This window comes from Hymenobacter sp. IS2118 (genome assembly GCF_000715495.1).
Classification (GTDB): Bacteria; Bacteroidota; Bacteroidia; order Cytophagales; family Hymenobacteraceae; genus Hymenobacter.
In genome coordinates this window covers 1-16,498 of sequence record NZ_JNLX01000103.1, presented here as the reverse complement: position 1 = coordinate 16,498, position 16,498 = coordinate 1, and the positions used below count along the sequence as shown (strand labels likewise).

The window sequence follows — 16,498 nt, the reverse complement described above, 5'->3', positions numbered from 1 at the left end:
AAAAGTGACTGAATTGGTTGAAATCGAAAGTGGTATTATTTCTTGAAAGCTGCCAATGGGCTCTAACCTTAGATTAGGTATGTTTTTCTTTTAATTCGGAACAAAATATGCCTATAACCGACAATTCAGAACTTCAAATTACGGAAGCACAATCCTGGCATGCAAGTATATAACGGAATGCAATAGATTTTTTCCGTTCCGAGCCAGTTGCTTTTTCCAACGTTCGCACCCGGCCCCCAATAATTATTCTGCTTGGTTTTGCTTGAAATAATTATATTTTAAAAATCAATAGTCTGAAAAATAACAACTGCGTTTGCTATTGATTTTTGGCCTAAAAAGCAAACGGACGGGCCGCGTTACGCAGCTCGTCCGTTTGCTTTTTGGATTGATTTATTCAGTGTTTGCCTACTAAGTACGAATCTGATGCCTAGCTCAGGGTGAGCGTAGCAACCGCTGCGCGCAAGCGCGCTGCTACTTCCGCAACGCCCAAAATCACGAGCGTCTCGAACAAATCCGGGCCGGCGCCGGCACCCGTCACGGCCACGCGCAGGGCTTGCAGCACCTGGCCGGGTTTCAGCCCCTGCGCCTCTATCGTTTGGTTGAACAGGCCTTTGAGGGCTTCGGCCGTGGGCTCGGCGGCGCCGGCCAAGGCGTCGGCGTAGGCCGCTAGCGCGGCGGCTACCTGCGGGTTCCATTTCTTGCTCACCACCTGCTCGTCGTAGCTGTCCGGCGCCTGGAAGAAATATTTTGCCTCCTGCCAAAAGTCGTTCGGAAAGCTCACCCGCTCCTTCATCACGCCCACAATCTGCTCGGCCTTTTCCGGCGAACAGGCAATGCCGTGCTCTGCCAATGCGGTGAGCAGGTAGGGCGCCAGCTCGGCGTTGGACTTGGCGCGCAGGTAGTGCTCGTTGTACCACTTCACCTTGTTCTGGTCGAAGCGGGCCGGCGACTTGCTCACCCGCTCAATGGAAAAGGCTTCAATCAGCTCCTCCATTGAGAAAATCTCCTGCTGCGAGCCAGGGTTCCAGCCCAGAAAAGCCAGAAAGTTGATGAAGGCTTCGGGCAGGTAACCGTCTTCGCGGTAGCCGCGGCTCAGGGTGGGCTCGCCGGTTTCGGCGTCGGTGCCGTGCCATTCCAGCGGAAATACCGGGAAGCCAAGCTTGTCGCCATCGCGCTTGCTGAGCTTGCCGGTGCCGTCGGGCTTGAGCAGCAGCGGCAAGTGGGCAAACTGGGGCATGGTGCTTTCCCAGCCCAGGTAGCGGTAGAGCAAAACGTGCAGCGGTGCGCTCGGCAGCCACTCTTCGCCCCGAATGACGTGCGAGATTTCCATCAAATGGTCGTCCACGATGTTGGCCAGGTGATAGGTCGGCATGCCATCCGACTTCATCAGCACCTTGTCATCAATGGCCGAGGAATGCACCACCACCCAGCCCCGAATCAGGTCCTGGAAGCGCACTTCTTCCTTCCGCGGCACCTTGAGGCGAATGACATAAGGCGTGCCGCTGTCGAGCAGCTGCTTCACCTCGTCCTCGGGTAGGGTGAGAGAGTTGCGCATCTGGGCGCGGGTAATGCTGTTGTACTGCGGGTTGGGCACCTTGGCGGCCTGTAGGCGGGCGCGCATGGCGTCCAGCTCCTCGGGCGTGTCGAAGGCGTAGTAGGCGTGGCCGCTGGCGATGAGCTGGTCGGCGTACTGCTTGTACATGGGCTTGCGCTCGCTCTGGCGGTAGGGCGCGTGCGGGCCGCCGGGGCCCACGCCCTCGTCAATCACGATGCCGCACCAGGCCAGCGCTTCCAGAATGTAGTTTTCGGCGCCGGGTACGAAGCGGTTCTGGTCGGTGTCTTCGATGCGCAACAGCATCTTGCCGCCCAGCTTGCGGGCCAGTAGGTAGTTGTAAAGGGCCGTGCGAACCCCGCCAATGTGCAGCGGCCCGGTGGGCGACGGTGCAAAACGCACCCGAACTTCTCTCTCAGTCATAACGCAAAAAAAGCGCGTCCCGGAGTTCGGAACGCGCCGCAAAGGTAAGGGGAAGGTCAGTTAGCAGTTAGCAGTGAGCAATTGAACTGCACCGATAACTGCTCATTACTCATTGCTCACTGCCCTTCCCTTCAGTCCCGGTTTTTGAAACCCAGCCAGAGGGCCAGCCCCAGCAGCGTGATGCCGCCGCGAATAACCCAGGCCAAGGAGGTTCCCCAATTGTCAATCCAGGTTAGAAAAACGGATTTAATGTTGGGGTTGATGAAGGGCAGGGCCAGGGAAATGAGGCCGATGATGAGCAGCGCGAGTCCAAGTTCTTTCATAGTTGTGTGCGGGTAAGAGTTGGTTTGCCGTACCACAACGCTACATTGGTCAGAACTGATATATCATTGAACGGTCCTACGGTGTCAGCTAAAGCTTACCGCACTATCCCACAGCAATGCAGGAAATTTCTACTTGCACGTCGCGCGGCAGCCGGGCAACTTCCACCGTTTCGCGGGCCGGCGCAGTGGCTTCGTCGAAGTACGAGCCGTACACTTGGTTGATGGTAGCGAAGTCGCCGAGGTCCTTCACGAAGATGCTGCACTTCACCACATCGGCCAGCGTGAGGCCGGCGGCGGCAAGGATGGCCATGAGGTTCTTCAGCACCTGATGCGTCTGCGCCGTGATGTCGCCGGGCACTAGTTCTCCAGCGGCACTGAATGGTATCTGGCCCGATACGTACACGGTGTTGCCGGCCTTCACGGCCTGCGAGTAGGGGCCGATGGGGGCCGGCGCCTGGTCGGTGAGAATAATCTGGTGGGGCATAAGCGGGAATGGTTAGGGTATCTTTGGGGCCAAAGTAACTACCGAAACCATGCACATTCTGGTTATTGATGGCCACCACGTAGAAGCGGAATTCCGCGAGAAGTTCGGGCCGGCGCACCGCTACTCTTTTTTTGGAAGTGGGCACGGCTACGGAGACTCCCTTGAGGATTTTGTTCAAAGCGGAAAGCAATTGCTTTCTACTGCCGATGTTGTGTTCGACTTTCGGGATGGTTCATCTGAGGTGTTACCGTGGCCAGCGGCAATAAAGGGAATCCCCGTATTCCTCGAAGCAACTTTAGAAACAGTTGGTTACGCTGGTTTCACAAATGCCATTGTTTATGGATTTTGCGGCCTCCCTACCCTAATAAAGCGCCCGCTCCTCGAAATAAGCATTGCAAACGAAGCCGACCGTGACAAGCTGGCCGAAACCTGCGCCGCCCTCGGTACCGACTACCGCGTAGTGGCCGACCGTGTGGGCCTGGTCACGCCCCGCGTCATCTGCCAGATTATCAACGAAGCCTGCTTCACGCTACAGGAAGGCACGGCCAGCATGCAGGACATTGACCTGGGCATGAAACTCGGCACCAACTACCCGCACGGCCCCTTCGCCTGGGCCAACGCCATCGGCGTACCTCGCGTGTACGCCGTGCTCGAAGCCTTGTGGCACGACACCCACGACGAGCGCTACAAAGTGTGCCCGCTGCTCAAGCGCCAGGCGCTACGCGGCGAGCCCTTTGTGATTTGAGTAGTTAGCCCTTAACTGCTAGCTATTAGCTTTCGACACACAAAAAACCTGCCTGAAGTATCAGGCAGGTTTTTTTGTGTGACCTCGGCGCGAAAAAAGAAGCTGACAGCTAATGGCTGGGAGCTAACAGCTCAAAAAACTACTCCACCGTTACCGATTTGGCCAGGTTGCGGGGCTGGTCCACGTTGCAGCCGCGCAGCACGGCAATGTGGTAGCTGAGCAGCTGCAGCGGCACCACCGATACCAGCGGCATGAGGATTTCGCTGGTGTGGGGTACTTCAATCACGAATTCGGCCATTGCTGGAATCACGGTGTCGCCCTCACTCACGATGGCGATGATGCGGCCTTTGCGGGCCTTCACTTCCTGAATGTTGCTCACCACCTTCTCGTAGGAGCTGTCGCGGGTGGCAATGACCACCATCGGCATGTTCTCATCAATCAGGGCAATGGGGCCGTGCTTCATCTCGGCAGCCGGGTAGCCTTCGGCGTGGATGTAGCTGATTTCCTTGAGTTTGAGCGCGCCTTCCAGGGCCACGGGGAAGTTGTAGCCCCGGCCCAGGTACAGGAAGTTAGTAGCATCCTTAAACTCTTCGGCAATGACCTGAATCTGGGCGTCCAGCTCCAGCGCCTTCGTTACTTTGGCCGGAATAGTGTCCAGCTCCACCATTAGCTCGCGCAGCTTGGTGTCGCTGATGGTGCCGCGCTTCTGGCCCATAATCATGGCCAGCAGCGTGAGCACCGTTACCTGGGCCGTAAAGGCTTTGGTGGAGGCTACCCCAATTTCGGGGCCGGCGTGGGTATAAGCGCCAGCGTCGGTAGCGCGGGCAATGCTGCTGCCCACCACGTTGCATACCCCAAAAATGGTTGCACCCTTGCTTTTGGCCAGCTCAATGGCGGCCAGGGTATCGGCCGTTTCGCCGCTCTGCGAAATAGCAATTACAATGTCGCGCTCCGTAATAATGGGGTTGCGGTAGCGGAATTCCGAGGCGTATTCCACTTCCACCGGAATGCGGGCCAAGTCCTCAATCAGGTACTCGGCCACCAGGCCGGCGTGCCAACTGGTGCCACAGGCCACGATGACAATACGCTGGGCATTCACAAACTTCTGCTCGTAAGCCCGGAAACCACCCATGTTCAAGTGGCCGGCTTCCAATTCCAGCCGGCCGCGCATGGAGTCCAGAATAGAACGGGGCTGCTCAAAAATCTCCTTTAGCATGAAGTGCGGGTAACCGCCTTTCTCGATGCTTTCCAGCGCCATCTCCAGCTTCTGGATGTAGGGCGTCTGGCTCACATCCTCCTTGGAGCGAATGTTGAGCTGGCCATCACGGATAACCACGATTTCGTAGTCATTCACATACACTACCTCGTTGGTATACTCAATGATGGGCGTGGCATCCGAGGCAATGAAAAACTCGCCTTCACCGATGCCAATCACCATTGGCGAGCCTTTGCGGGCGGCAATGAGTTGGTTGGGAGCATCCTTGCTGAGTACCACGATGGCGTAGGCGCCCACTACTTCGTGCAGGGCCAGGCGCACGGCCTCTTCCAGCGAGCAGCTGTTTTGCTTCTTGATTTCCTCAATCAGGTTCACGAAAACCTCCGTATCTGTATCGGAATGGAATACGTGGCCCTGCTGCTGCAAGTGCGTTTTCAGCGCCGCGTAATTCTCAATGATGCCATTGTGAATGATGGCAATCCGCTCGGAAGTGGAGTAGTGCGGGTGCGCATTCTCGTCGTTGGGCTCGCCGTGGGTGGCCCAGCGCGTGTGGCCCATGCCCACGTTCGCATGCGTATCTTTATCGGATATAAATTCCTCTAAATCAGCAACTTTGCCTTTTTTCTTATAAACGGTTAATTCCCCGTTGAGCAAGGCAACGCCAGCGGAGTCGTAGCCCCGGTATTCGAGGCGGTGCAACCCTTTCAGGATAATGGGGCAGGCCTCACGATGGCCCAGATAAGCAACAATGCCGCACATGGCAGGAAGGGTTAAAGTACTGAAATAGATTGAAAGCAAAAACGCACCGACAGGTCAACCGGCCGGTGCATTCGGGACAATTTACTGCTTGGAAAAATAGACGCGCAGACTAATATTATTGGCGTCAATTGCGGCCCGGTTCAGCCCCAGCGTGGGGGTGGAGCTTATGTTTGGCACGAGTACCAGCGCCGCCGGATTACCCTCCAGCTTGTCTGTAAGAAATGCCTGCAGATAATTGGTAATGACCAGATTATAGTACGGCTGCGTCGAAGACGCATCCACCAGCGTACCTAGAGCCGGCTGGAAAGTACCCAGTTGGTTCTGTCCATCGGCCTGCACGAGGCGGTTGGTGAGCAGGAAGTTGGAGAGGCGCTGCAACGGCGTATTATTAGCGTCAACTTCCAACGCGTAAATAGCCGTAGGATTTGGGTAAAGCGCGTTGCTGAAGGGTTTTACCGGTACGCGTAGTTCCGCGCGGTTTACCGTCAGGCCAGGCTTGTTCATCAGCACCTCCAGCCCTTTAAACGTTACGCGGGTGCCCAAGCCTACGCCTTCCTGTAAGTAGCTCGTGCCGTTCAGCACAGTGGCCGTAACGGCTTGAGCGGGATTTGACAGCGCGCTGAGCTGCGTACCCGTAAAGTCGGTGGTAATCTGCGTGTAATAGCGCGGGTCACGAGCCGACGGAGCCCCTGCGCTGCTGAAAACCGGCCCGAAAAACGCCGAATAAGAGTGCCAGCGCTTGGGTGCCGTAGTAGAACCTTCGTCGTGAAAGAAGAAAGTCAGCCGGGAGTTTAAGCCCCGTCCAAAACTCAGAATGCCAGATGAATAGCCAGCGCTAGGCGCAATGGCCAACCCGTTTAGCAAGCCATTGAGCTGTGTTTGGGTAAAGGAAGTACCGCCGCGCAGGGCGGTGTAAAAATTAGTGGAGAAGGACGAGGAAACCGCCGGCGCCGGTGAAAACGGCGCCGCTGTCGCCGCCGTCCGCTGCAATACCAACCGAATGGTCTGGTCCGGAACCACGGCAGTGGTCACCGGCCTGGTTGCCGTATCCGTCACTACCACTGCTGTGCGGTTGAGGCGGCTCATCAGGTTTGTCCCCAGCGGGGCGCTGGCAGTAGCCGTGGTCGACCCACTATTGTACGCCTGCCGCTCATCCAACGGCGCCAGCAGGTTAAAAACGTCAAAGCTAGCTGGCACGGCCGTGCTGCCACTCACCTTGTCGAATCCCATTATCACGACTACGGAGTCGAGTACGGGGCGCGTAAATTTCGAAGGAAGCGAGTCGTTGGAACTGCCCGTTATGACATTGAAGTAAGCCCGCGCCTCGGTGGTGCCCGCGATGTTATCGTTCAGGCGCCCAATTAGGTACTGGTTGGCTTTGAGGGTTTGCACCGGACTGACGCGTACGGTGGCTACGTCCAGCAGCGGGTCCTTGTATTCGGTGTACTCGGTACTGATGGCCGCGCTATCGGGCAGGTCCACGTTGAGGTCGGTGCCTTCGTCGCAGCCGGCCAAGGCCAGGGCAGTTAAGGCAACCAAGGGAGCACAGCGGCTAGTTAGCCAATTCATTGTAAAGCGCTAGGTAGGAAGAGTGCAGGTTTTCGTCGGTGGCTACCTGGCTGAGCCGGTTGTGCAGGGCGTATTCGGTGAACATGCCATTCATGTTGTCGCTGAAATCCTCGTCGGACCGCACCACGGTGTCGGCATATTCCATGCCCATTTTGATGAAGCCGCTAAAGTCAGCCGTTTTCAGCGAAGCCATCATGGCGTCGTCGATGTCCAGCATTTTGGCTTTTTCGAGGATGTTGCCCTCAAATTTGTCGTCAAACTCGTTGTTGTAAATTGAGAAAACCGACTTGGCATCCTTGAAAACCGGGTCTTTCTTATAAGTGGTTTTCAGATAAAGCGGAATCAGGCCCGTCATCCAGTCGCTGCAATGCACGATGTTGGGCGACCAGCCCAGCTTCTTTACGGTCTCAAGCACACCTTTGCAGAAAAAGATGGCGCGCTCGTCGTTGTCGGCGTAAAATTTATCGTTTTTGTCGACCAAAGCCGACTTGCGGTGGAAATAATCTTCGTTATCGATAAAATAAACCTGCAGCTTTGCAGTCGGAATAGACGCTACCTTGATGACCAATGGCTTTTCGTCGTCGCCCACGGCAATGTTGATGCCCGAGAGGCGCACCACCTCATGCAAGCGGTTCTTGCGCTCATTGATAATACCAAAACGAGGCACGAAAATGCGAATCTCGCAGCCCATTTCCTGCATGCTGGCGGGAAGCCGCCGCAGCATTTCGGCCACTTTCGTGGTCTGGAGGAACGGGTCAATTTCGGTGGCCGCGTAAAGGATTCGTAGCTTCGACATAAGAGATTATTGAAGAGAATGGAACAAGGCCATGCTATGGGTGCACAAAATTAAACAATTTTGAGCGGAAATTCAATAAAAGCTACTTTGGGGGCCCTACCAGTTGCCTCCCTTCCCTATGCAGATACTAACGACCGCCGCCGGGTTGCAAGCCTACACCGAACAGGCCCGGCAAACCGGCAAACGGGTGGGATTGGTTCCCACTATGGGGGCCTTGCACGCTGGCCACCTCCAATTGGTGCAAGCCGCCCGAGCCGAATGTGACGAGGTAATAGTCAGCCTCTTCGTCAACCCCACCCAGTTCAATAATGCCGAAGATTTTCGGCTGTATCCGCGCGTGCCGGAGGCCGATGCTGTGCTGCTCGAGCCCGTGGGCTGCACGGCGCTTTTTGTGCCTTCAGTGGCCGAGATGTACCCGCGGCCCACCGTGCTGCGCTTCGATTTTGGCTCGTTGGAGCAGGTGATGGAAGGGGCGCACCGGCCCGGCCATTTCAACGGGGTGGCCACGGTGGTGAGCAAGCTGTTCCATCTGGCGCGGCCCCACCGGGCCTATTTTGGCCAGAAAGACTGGCAGCAGGTGGCCGTCATTCGTCAGCTGGTGGCTGATTTGTCGTTTGACCTGGAAATTGTGGCGTGCCCCACCATCCGCGAGGCCGACGGGCTGGCCATGTCGTCGCGCAACTTGCGCCTGGATGCGGGGGCGCGGGCGGCGGCCCCTCTGCTGCACCGCGTGCTGGCCGCCGCCGCCGACCAGGTACGCGCCGGCGTGATGCCCGCCGAGGTGCGCGCCGCAGCGGCAGCAGCCCTGGCCCAGGAACCGCTGCTGACGCCCGAATACTTTGAGGTAGCCGATGCCCAAACGCTGCAGCCGCTGGCGCATTACGGGGCGGGCCGCGATGTGTTGCTGTGCCTGGCCGCGCACCTGGGCGGCGTGCGGCTGATTGATAATGTGGTGGCCGCAGCATGACGCGCTGTCGTTTTACCTTTGTCGCCCCACTTTTAGCCGTTCCTCAGTAGTTGAAGCACCTGCTCACCATTCTTAAATACGTATTGCTGGTGTCCCTTTCGGGGGCGCTGATGCTGTATGCGGTGCGCGGGCAGGACCTGACACGCATCGGACAATACATTCGCTCGGCCAACTATTTCTGGCTGGGCGTGACCATGATGCTGTCGGTGCTGGGGTATTTCAGCCGGGCGTACCGCTGGAAGATGCAGCTCACCGCTTCGCAGCAGCAGGTGCGGTACTGGCACGTGTACCACGCCATGATGGTGGGCTACCTGGCCAACATCGTGCTGCCACGCATGGGCGAGGTCATCCGCTGCTCGGTGCTGCGGCGCAGCAGCGGGGTGCCGGTAGAAGTATCGCTGGGTACGGTAATAACCGAGCGGGTGATTGACGTGCTGGTGCTGGCGCTGCTGCTGGGTGCGGTGCTGCTGCTGGAATTCAACAAGTTTCGAACCTTCATCCAAAGCCTGTTTGTAGACCAGTACGACTCGCTGGCGGCCAACCGGGGCGTGCTGTTGTCGGTGGTTGGGATTATGGGGCTGCTGGTGCTGATATTCGGCTACCTGTTGTTTCGTAACCTGGACAAGCTAAGGGAGAATGCCTTGTTTCTAAGGGCAATTGCCTTTCTGAAGGGCTTGCTGGCGGGCGTGTTTAGCGTGCGAAAGATGCAGAACAAGAGCTTGTTTCTGCTGCACACGGGCTTTACCTGGCTGGTGTATTACCTGATGGATTACCTGGCTTTCCGCTGTTTCCCGGAGACGTATGGCTTGGACGTGAAGGCCGGGCTGGCAGTGCTCACCTTCGGGGCGTTTGGCATGGCCGCGCCGGTTTCGGGCGGCATTGGCGTGTTCCATGTCTTCGTGCAGAGCACCTTGCTGGTGTATGGCGTGAGCAAGGAGGCTGGCATTGCCTATGCGCTGGTGGTGCACGGTGCCCAAACCATGCTGGTGGTGCTCATGGGCGGCATTAGCTTCGTCATTACGGCAGTGCAGGCGGGCAAGTCGCCCCGCCAGCTGGCCGCCGAGGAAGTTGTTCCAACGCTGTAAGTAGCAAGATTGCGGCTTTACGCTCCAAGCCGCAAGCGTAGGTCTGCGCTGCTATTTTCTGCGGAGGTACGATGCCTGTCTATTGTTGTACAAGTACTTAACCAAGCGCCGCAAGTCATGTGGACCAAAGACAAGATTCTGACCCGTGAGCAGCTGCCTGCCACAGTGGCCGCCTGGCGCGCCGATGGCCGCAAAGTGGTGTTCACCAACGGCTGCTTCGACTTGCTGCACCTCGGCCACGTGGACTACCTGGAGCAAGCCCGGCACTTGGGCGACGCCCTGGTGGTGGGCCTCAATACCGATGCCTCGGTGGGTGCCCTTAAGCCCGGCCGGCCCATTCAGGACGAGGACGCGCGGGCTCGCATTCTGGCCTCCCTGGCTTTTGTTGATGCCGTGGTGCTCTTTGGCGAGCCCACGCCGCTGGCCCTCATCGAGCTGGTGCAGCCCGACGTGTTGGTGAAAGGCGACGACTATGCGCTTGAAGGAATTGTGGGGCACGAATTGGTGTTGAATCGGGGCGGGCAGGTGCTGACGGTGCCGTTGGTACCGGGCTACAGCACTTCCCGCATCGTTACCCGTATACTGGGCACCTGACGCCACGCGGCCCGCTGTGTCTGGCGGGCAATGCACCAATTTTAATTCAATCAAGATGTAGCAGCTTTTGCCGGATACCCGCGCCGTTGTTCCCTTCCCTTTCTTTCTAACAACCTATTACCATGTATATCATTCTGATTGCCCTTATGCTGGTCAGCTTCGCCATTCAGTGGCGCCTGAAAAGCAAGTTCAAAGAGTACTCGCAGGTCGGGCTTAAGGCCAACCTCACGGGTGCTCAGATTGCCGAGCTGATGCTGGCCGACCACGGCATCACCGACGTGCGCATCATCAGCACCGAAGGCCGCCTGACCGACCACTACAACCCTTCCGACCGGACCGTGAACCTGAGCGAAGGCGTGTACGCCGAGCGCAGCGCCGCTGCCGCCGCAATCGCGGCCCACGAGTGCGGGCACGCTGTGCAGCACGCCACGGCCTATTCCATGCTGCAGTTCCGTTCGGCCATGGTGCCAGCACTCAGCGCGGTTTCCAAGTACATGCCGTGGATTTTGCTCGCGGGCGTGTTCATGATTAACCGCAGCGTGATTCCGCTGGGCGTGGGCATCGTGCTGTTTTCGCTCACTACCATCTTCTCCTTCGTGACGCTGCCCGTGGAGTTTGACGCCTCGCGCCGGGCCCTGGCCTGGATGGACACCCGTGGCGTGGTAACGCCCCAGGAGCACGGCATGGCACAAAGCGCCCTGCGCTGGGCGGCCATGACCTACGTCATCGCGGCCATCAGCTCGCTGGCTACCTTGCTGTACTACGTGATGATTTTCATGGGCGGCAGCCGCCGCTAAGCAAGCTCCCCCCAATGTGTAAGCCGCCATCCTGTTCGCAGGGTGGCGGCTTTTTTATTATTTATTATGTGAATATTGAATATTTGATTTAAAAAACTAATTTGGCAAAACCATTTGCGACTTAGCGCTTAATACCAGCCGAATAGCCCGCCCGTCGCGTCAGTGGTCCACGCACCTTATTTGCTTTGCCCATGACGACGTCTACCCCGACAGTCCTGGTGGCAGCCGCGCCCACGCTTCATCGCGCCGGCTTAGTGGCTTTGCTTCAGGAGCAATGGCCCGCCCTGCGGCTCACCTTCACCGCCGATGCTACCCAGGTAGCCCACCGGGTGTGCCACGAAGCCTTCGCGCTGCTCATCATCGATGGCTTGCTGCCCGGCTTGCGGCTGGGCCCCTTGTTGGCGCACCTGCATCAGGCCCGACCAATCCAACGGCTGCTGCTGCTCACGGAAGCCAGGGCGCTGGCGCCCGTGGTGCCGCTGCCTTGTGCCGATACCCGCCTGCTGGTGTCGCGGCAGGCCCAACCGGCGGCGCTGGTGGCGGCTCTTGCGCCGTGGCTGGCCGAGTTTCGGGACGCAGCTACTGGCAGCGTCTGGCCCGGCCCCTGGCGCCCCACCGAGGGGTTCAGTCCGCGCGAATTGCAGGTGCTGGGCCTGGTCGCTGCCGACCACGACAATGCCGCCATTGCCGACAAGCTGTGCCTGAGCGTGCGCACCGTGGAAAGCCACCGGCGCACGCTGCTGCAAAAAGCCGGCACCCGCTCGCTCATCGGGCTGGTGGTGATGGCCCTGCGGCGGGGCTGGCTGCAGCCGCAGTCGATGCTTTAAGATTCAGTGGTAGCACTGATTCGCGGCCTGCTCCGGAACAGTTCCTTTGCCTCATCCTTGACTCCCGCACAAACGATGGCTACCGGAACCGACCTGCTGCGCCTGGCTGAAACCCGATTGGGCGAGAAATACGTCAACGTATTAGTCCCCAAGAACAACCCCCACTGGCGCGGCCCCTGGGACTGTGCCGAGTTTGCGTCGTGGGTGGTGTACCAAAAGATGCAGCGGCTGTACGGCTGCCTCAACAACCAGGGCAACCCGGCCCTCACCGAAGCCTACTCGGGTGCCTGGGCCCGCGATGCCGCCAACGGCACCCTGCTCCCGGTGAGTCAGGCCACGGCCAACGTCATGGCCGGCGTTGTGCTTATCCGCAAGCCGCCGGGGCCGGGCCGGATGGGCCACGTCGCCCTCACCGACGGCCTGGGCGGCACCGTGGAAGCGGCCGGCGTGGGCCTGGGCGTGAAGCGCGACAAAGTGGAGGGGCGCACCTGGCACTTCTGCGTGCAGATTCCCGACGTGAGCTACCACGCCACTTCGGCCCTGGTGCCGCCCCGGCCGCTGCCCCTGGTGCTGGAGCTGGCCGACCCCAACCAGAAAGGCCCCAGGGTGAAGGAAGTGCAGCGGGCCCTGCGCGACGCCGGCTTCCACCCCGGCCTGCTCGACGGGGCCTACGGGCCGCTCACGGTGGCCGCCGTGTATGCGTTCCAGAAAACGCACCGCCTCGTGGCCGATGGCATGGTGGGCCCCCGCACCGCGAAAAAGCTGGGGGTAGCGTGGCCCTGAATACCCGCCCCCGGCCCGGCGACCCAGTCGTGAATCCTGCTTGTCATCCTTCAACCCGCCCGCTTTTCTATTCCTCGTCGCGCCTTTATGGACATTTCTTACTCCCTCATCGACAACAAGCTCACGCCCGACCCCAAAGACCTGCGGGCGCAGGTGAGCATTTCGGCCACGGCCACCATCGACGACCTGGCCGGCGACGTGGTGCGGCCGGGCTCCACGGTGACCAAGGCCGAGTTTCTGGCCATGTACGAGGAGTTTAAGATGGCCGTCATCCGCCGGGCGCAGCGCGGCGAGAGCGTGGTTACGGACCTCTTTATCGTGCGGGCCGCCCTCACCGGCGTCTGGCGCGATGCCAATGACGTGTTTGACCCGCAGCGCCACCGCGGCCACCTGCGCCTGAGCGCGGGCACGCTGCTGCGCCAGGCCGAAACCGAGCTGAGCTTCACCCTCGTGCGGGCCGTGAGCCAGAGCGAGCCCCGCCCCGAGCAGGTGGAAGACCTGCTCACCGACGCCGTGAACGCCACCCTCACCAAAGGCAACCTGGCCCAGCTGCGCGGCACCAACCTCAAGTACGACCTCACCGACCTCACCCAGGGCCTGTTCTTCCTCAAAACCACCGGCGGCACCCCCGTCCGCGTCGTGAAAGTGAAGAAGAATACGCCCTCGGAGCAGTTGTTCCTGGTGCCGGCCGCGCTCACGGCCGGGACTTATAGGTTGGAGGTGCGCATGAAAGGCAAAGGCAGTACCCTGCTTAAAACGGTGGCACTGGGCGAGGTGCTCACCGTCGCATGAGGTGGGCCATTGCCACTTGTGCGGCAAGAGTGGCAGACTTCTGGAGCAAAAGTGGTGGACTCCTAGGGCAGGAGTGGCAAGCCGCCTCCGTCCTGCCTGCCGATACCCAATCCCTTGACGCTCAACTCACCGCCCCGCAGCTGGCCATCGACGCCAATAAAATTCAAGGTGCCACTGCTAAAGCCACTTTTAGCGCCCTCAACCGCTTTCTGAAAGACGACCTGCGGGCTGGGATAGAGCTGCTGAAGGAGTCGGATCCGAAGGCTTATCAGGCATTGCGGGAAGCTAGTCAGGTGGATGATGCGGCGTATTGGAAGCGGAAGGGGAGTAAGGGAAAGATAATGTCGTTAATCACAACGCAGCACCAACCGATGCCGCTTGATTCTTGAAATACTATGAAGAATTCTCTCCATTCCCTCCTCGGAGCGCTGCTATCACTAGCCTTACTGAACATCTTGCCTGGCTGTGGGCATCCCGTATTATATGGAATTCCGGCTCAGCGTGACGCAGCGACTATTAGTACCGAGCCCGTCTGTCTGTACTTCGACAGAGAAGGAAGTTTATACCCAGCTGTACAAGATAATCTGGTGGTCGACAATACCGTTCTTGAAGGTAAAAACGGGTATCTTTTTGACTATTATACCCTCAATGTCATACCGGGCTCGGCACGTGACATAACTTGGCAGCGATTATCAGCCGCTTATGGCCTAACGCCTGTGGCAATATCCGACGACCCTACTCGAAAAGCGGCTTGGCGAGTGCTGCAACAACAGATGCGGCAACGATTTATAACCCGGTTCAACGCGCACCTGAAAGCAACAAAATCTGATATGCTGGTTGTGCTCGTGCATGGATACAACAACGATGTAAGTGCTGCCGCTTGGTATTCAGCAATAGAAAGAACAGTGCGGCGTCGCACGCCGGATAAACGCATTCAATTTGTTGAGATTCGCTGGGATGGTGGGGCAAGTGCCACTGCTCTCGGTATTTGGGGATATGCGCAGGCATCGATGTACCCGGTAGGCTTGGCGCTACGTCAACTGTTGGCTGGCATTGACCAACACGACCTGCCCGTACGGATTATGTCTCACAGCACCGGTTGTCCCCTCACCTGCATTGCACTCTGGAATTCAACCGATGCACTTAGTGGTAACGGCGTGGATATGTGGGGCCAGTCTTACCAAGATGTGTGTATGCAGCCGGCGTTTTTCACTCCACAACTTACCCATCTGCGCGTCGCCCTGTTGGCACCGGCCATGCCGTATAGCCATTTTAATAATTTTTTCGCCCGAAACCCTGCCAACCCAACGGGCAATAGCCAGTACGAACGAATCGTATTTGGCTACAATACACACGACCAAGCTACAGGCAAATGGATTTTGCCGGCTGGCTTCATGGGCGATACTCGTTTGGGTGTCCATCCAGAAGATTACTGCCCAAACGTGGTGGGGCAAGTGCAAAGCAGACCGGGTACGAAGGTTTATCAAGTAGATTTTACTGCGGGCATGAAAAGGGCTGGTACGCGTGGGGCGCACGGCGTAGCAGCCCTAATGCAGGATTATCCAGCATTTGATACGCTGCTTGATACTTGGCTAACTGATGCCATACCCTCTAGCAATGCCCCGGGCCTTCGAACTTGTCCATGAGTCGCTGAACCGCTATTTTAAGTATCACTTTCAAACCCAATACCATGAAAAAATCTCTTACCCTGTCAACGATTTTCCTTCTGCTTGCAACTACCCATGTGTTCGCGCAGTCGCAAGTAGATGTGCCTTATTTCGGCCCCATCAAAACCAGTGTGCTATGCGGCGGTGCTCCTAAGGACTGCCAACCAACGAATTCATCACTCTATTCCCATGTAGCAGGCAAATTTTACGATGGCGATGTTTCGAGTGCCCTTGCGGTAGTTTTCACTAACTACTTTGACCCCGAACCTCTATGTGCCGGAGCCGTCGAACCCACCGACAAGAATACTGACCCGTTTAATGTTAACACCTTTTCGGCCAAAGTGCAGCAAAATAAGAAGACTGAATTTAGCGCACAGCTTGTACTACCGTTTACTAAATTAGTGCTCGACCGGCTCACCACTTTGCCCGCCAGCGTTAAGGCTGATGCCATTACTAAGTTCAAAACTGCCGTGGCTAAGGGCATCCAACAGGAATTTCAGCTGGAATATAAAGTCATCCAACTCAACAAGAATTACATGCGCGACGTGATAACGCCATGTTTTAACTCGTTGAAACCAGGACAATCAATTGCTGTAGGAGTGAGCGTCATAACCATTGGCGGCTCGTGGTCTTCTGATACTATAAAGGAGACACTTGTCGCAATCGAGGCGACAGCAGCATTTCAAAGCATGAGTGCCAAAGCAAAAGCGGAATACAACAATCAGAAAAGCACAATGCTTGCTGGTAGTTTCAAGCCATTTTCAATAATATTCAAGGTTGCCTACAAGACTAAGCCGAAGGCGAGAGTAGGCTAACCTGCTTCTGAACTTCACCAGCGTCTCTTTATTTGGGGCAGTTTTGCGCCAAAGGTAAATACCGCTGGTCGTGTATTGCTTTCCACACGTTACTGCCAGCACCTCGCCCAGTGGTTCGCATCTAGCAGAACCCAGGCGCATCACGGCGGCAGGTTTTCATAAGAGAACCTGCCGCCGCGATGCGGCTTTGACCATTATACTGCTGGCGGGAATGCTACAAACCTGCTGCCGCGTTGCGGCTCAGGCGCATTATTCCACGGCCGCGAACAGGTCGCCCGTCGTGCCCACGGCGGGGGCGGGACGG

17 protein-coding genes are annotated in these 16,498 nt (G+C 57.7%); 11 read left to right on the top strand and 6 right to left on the bottom strand.

The features are described from left to right. Positions 1–427: 427 nt before the first annotated feature. From gltX to GM79_RS09205, 3 genes are all read right to left on the bottom strand, one after another. Entirely contained in the window at positions 428–1,975 is a 1,548-nt protein-coding gene (gene gltX / locus GM79_RS09215; protein ID WP_035562663.1) for a glutamate--tRNA ligase, read from the bottom strand. Between the two features lie 131 nt (positions 1,976–2,106). Beyond that, positions 2,107–2,298, bottom strand: coding sequence for a hypothetical protein (locus GM79_RS09210; protein WP_035562660.1), 192 nt, complete (start codon positions 2,296–2,298; stop codon positions 2,107–2,109). 103 nt (positions 2,299–2,401) lie between these two features. Continuing rightward, positions 2,402–2,782 (bottom strand): RidA family protein, encoded by a 381-nt coding sequence (locus GM79_RS09205; RefSeq protein ID WP_035562657.1) that lies wholly within the window; start codon positions 2,780–2,782, stop codon positions 2,402–2,404. 49 nt (positions 2,783–2,831) lie between these two features. Here GM79_RS09205 and GM79_RS09200 point away from each other — a divergent pair, with 49 nt between their 5' ends. Then, complete coding sequence (locus GM79_RS09200) at positions 2,832–3,527, top strand: 3-hydroxyacyl-CoA dehydrogenase family protein (RefSeq protein ID WP_035562654.1); 696 nt, start codon at positions 2,832–2,834, stop codon at positions 3,525–3,527. A 139-nt stretch (positions 3,528–3,666) separates the two neighbouring features. On the opposite strand, the gene glmS is transcribed toward GM79_RS09200, so the two are convergent. The 3 genes from glmS to GM79_RS09185 all read right to left on the bottom strand — a co-directional run bounded on the left by glmS (position 3,667) and on the right by GM79_RS09185 (position 7,867). Continuing rightward, positions 3,667–5,502 (bottom strand): glutamine--fructose-6-phosphate transaminase (isomerizing), encoded by a 1,836-nt coding sequence (gene glmS, locus GM79_RS09195; RefSeq protein WP_035562651.1) that lies wholly within the window; start codon positions 5,500–5,502, stop codon positions 3,667–3,669. 81 nt (positions 5,503–5,583) lie between these two features. After that, the gene (locus GM79_RS09190) at positions 5,584–7,041 is read right to left on the bottom strand and encodes a DUF4270 family protein (RefSeq protein ID WP_035562648.1); all 1,458 of its coding nucleotides are present in this window, start codon (positions 7,039–7,041) and stop codon (positions 5,584–5,586) included. A gap of 13 nt (positions 7,042–7,054) precedes the next feature. Then, positions 7,055–7,867, bottom strand: coding sequence for a glycogen/starch synthase (locus tag GM79_RS09185; RefSeq protein WP_035562645.1), 813 nt, complete (start codon positions 7,865–7,867; stop codon positions 7,055–7,057). Positions 7,868–7,985: 118 nt separating this feature from the next. On the opposite strand from GM79_RS09185, the gene panC reads away from it, so the two are divergent. The 10 genes from panC (at position 7,986) to GM79_RS09135 (ending at position 16,194) form a co-directional block, all read left to right on the top strand. Continuing rightward, positions 7,986–8,834: a pantoate--beta-alanine ligase gene (gene panC / locus GM79_RS09180; RefSeq protein WP_035562642.1), complete on the top strand. Its 849-nt coding sequence runs from the start codon at positions 7,986–7,988 to the stop codon at positions 8,832–8,834. A 50-nt stretch (positions 8,835–8,884) separates the two neighbouring features. Then, a complete protein-coding gene (locus GM79_RS09175; RefSeq protein WP_051718697.1) occupies positions 8,885–9,919 on the top strand; it encodes a lysylphosphatidylglycerol synthase transmembrane domain-containing protein in 1,035 nt (344 codons plus the stop codon). Positions 9,920–10,036: 117 nt separating this feature from the next. Continuing rightward, complete coding sequence (rfaE2, locus tag GM79_RS09170) at positions 10,037–10,513, top strand: D-glycero-beta-D-manno-heptose 1-phosphate adenylyltransferase (RefSeq protein WP_035562639.1); 477 nt, start codon at positions 10,037–10,039, stop codon at positions 10,511–10,513. 122 nt (positions 10,514–10,635) lie between these two features. Further along, positions 10,636–11,310: a zinc metallopeptidase gene (locus tag GM79_RS09165; protein ID WP_035562636.1), complete on the top strand. Its 675-nt coding sequence runs from the start codon at positions 10,636–10,638 to the stop codon at positions 11,308–11,310. A gap of 191 nt (positions 11,311–11,501) precedes the next feature. After that, on the top strand, positions 11,502–12,137 hold the full coding sequence (locus tag GM79_RS09160) for a helix-turn-helix transcriptional regulator (protein WP_081867653.1): 636 nt from the start codon (positions 11,502–11,504) through the stop codon (positions 12,135–12,137). Between the two features lie 75 nt (positions 12,138–12,212). After that, positions 12,213–12,920 (top strand): peptidoglycan-binding domain-containing protein, encoded by a 708-nt coding sequence (locus tag GM79_RS25760; protein WP_035562706.1) that lies wholly within the window; start codon positions 12,213–12,215, stop codon positions 12,918–12,920. An 87-nt stretch (positions 12,921–13,007) separates the two neighbouring features. Beyond that, entirely contained in the window at positions 13,008–13,712 is a 705-nt protein-coding gene (locus GM79_RS09150) for a DNA-binding domain-containing protein (RefSeq protein ID WP_035562631.1), read from the top strand. Further along, entirely contained in the window at positions 13,709–14,101 is a 393-nt protein-coding gene (locus tag GM79_RS09145; RefSeq protein WP_161787150.1) for a hypothetical protein, read from the top strand. Before GM79_RS09150 ends, GM79_RS09145 begins: the two co-directional genes overlap by 4 nt. 6 nt (positions 14,102–14,107) lie before the next feature. Continuing rightward, positions 14,108–15,358 (top strand): alpha/beta hydrolase, encoded by a 1,251-nt coding sequence (locus GM79_RS24765; RefSeq protein ID WP_152559918.1) that lies wholly within the window; start codon positions 14,108–14,110, stop codon positions 15,356–15,358. A gap of 44 nt (positions 15,359–15,402) precedes the next feature. Continuing rightward, complete coding sequence (locus tag GM79_RS09135; protein WP_035562623.1) at positions 15,403–16,194, top strand: hypothetical protein; 792 nt, start codon at positions 15,403–15,405, stop codon at positions 16,192–16,194. Positions 16,195–16,498: the final 304 nt, after the last annotated feature.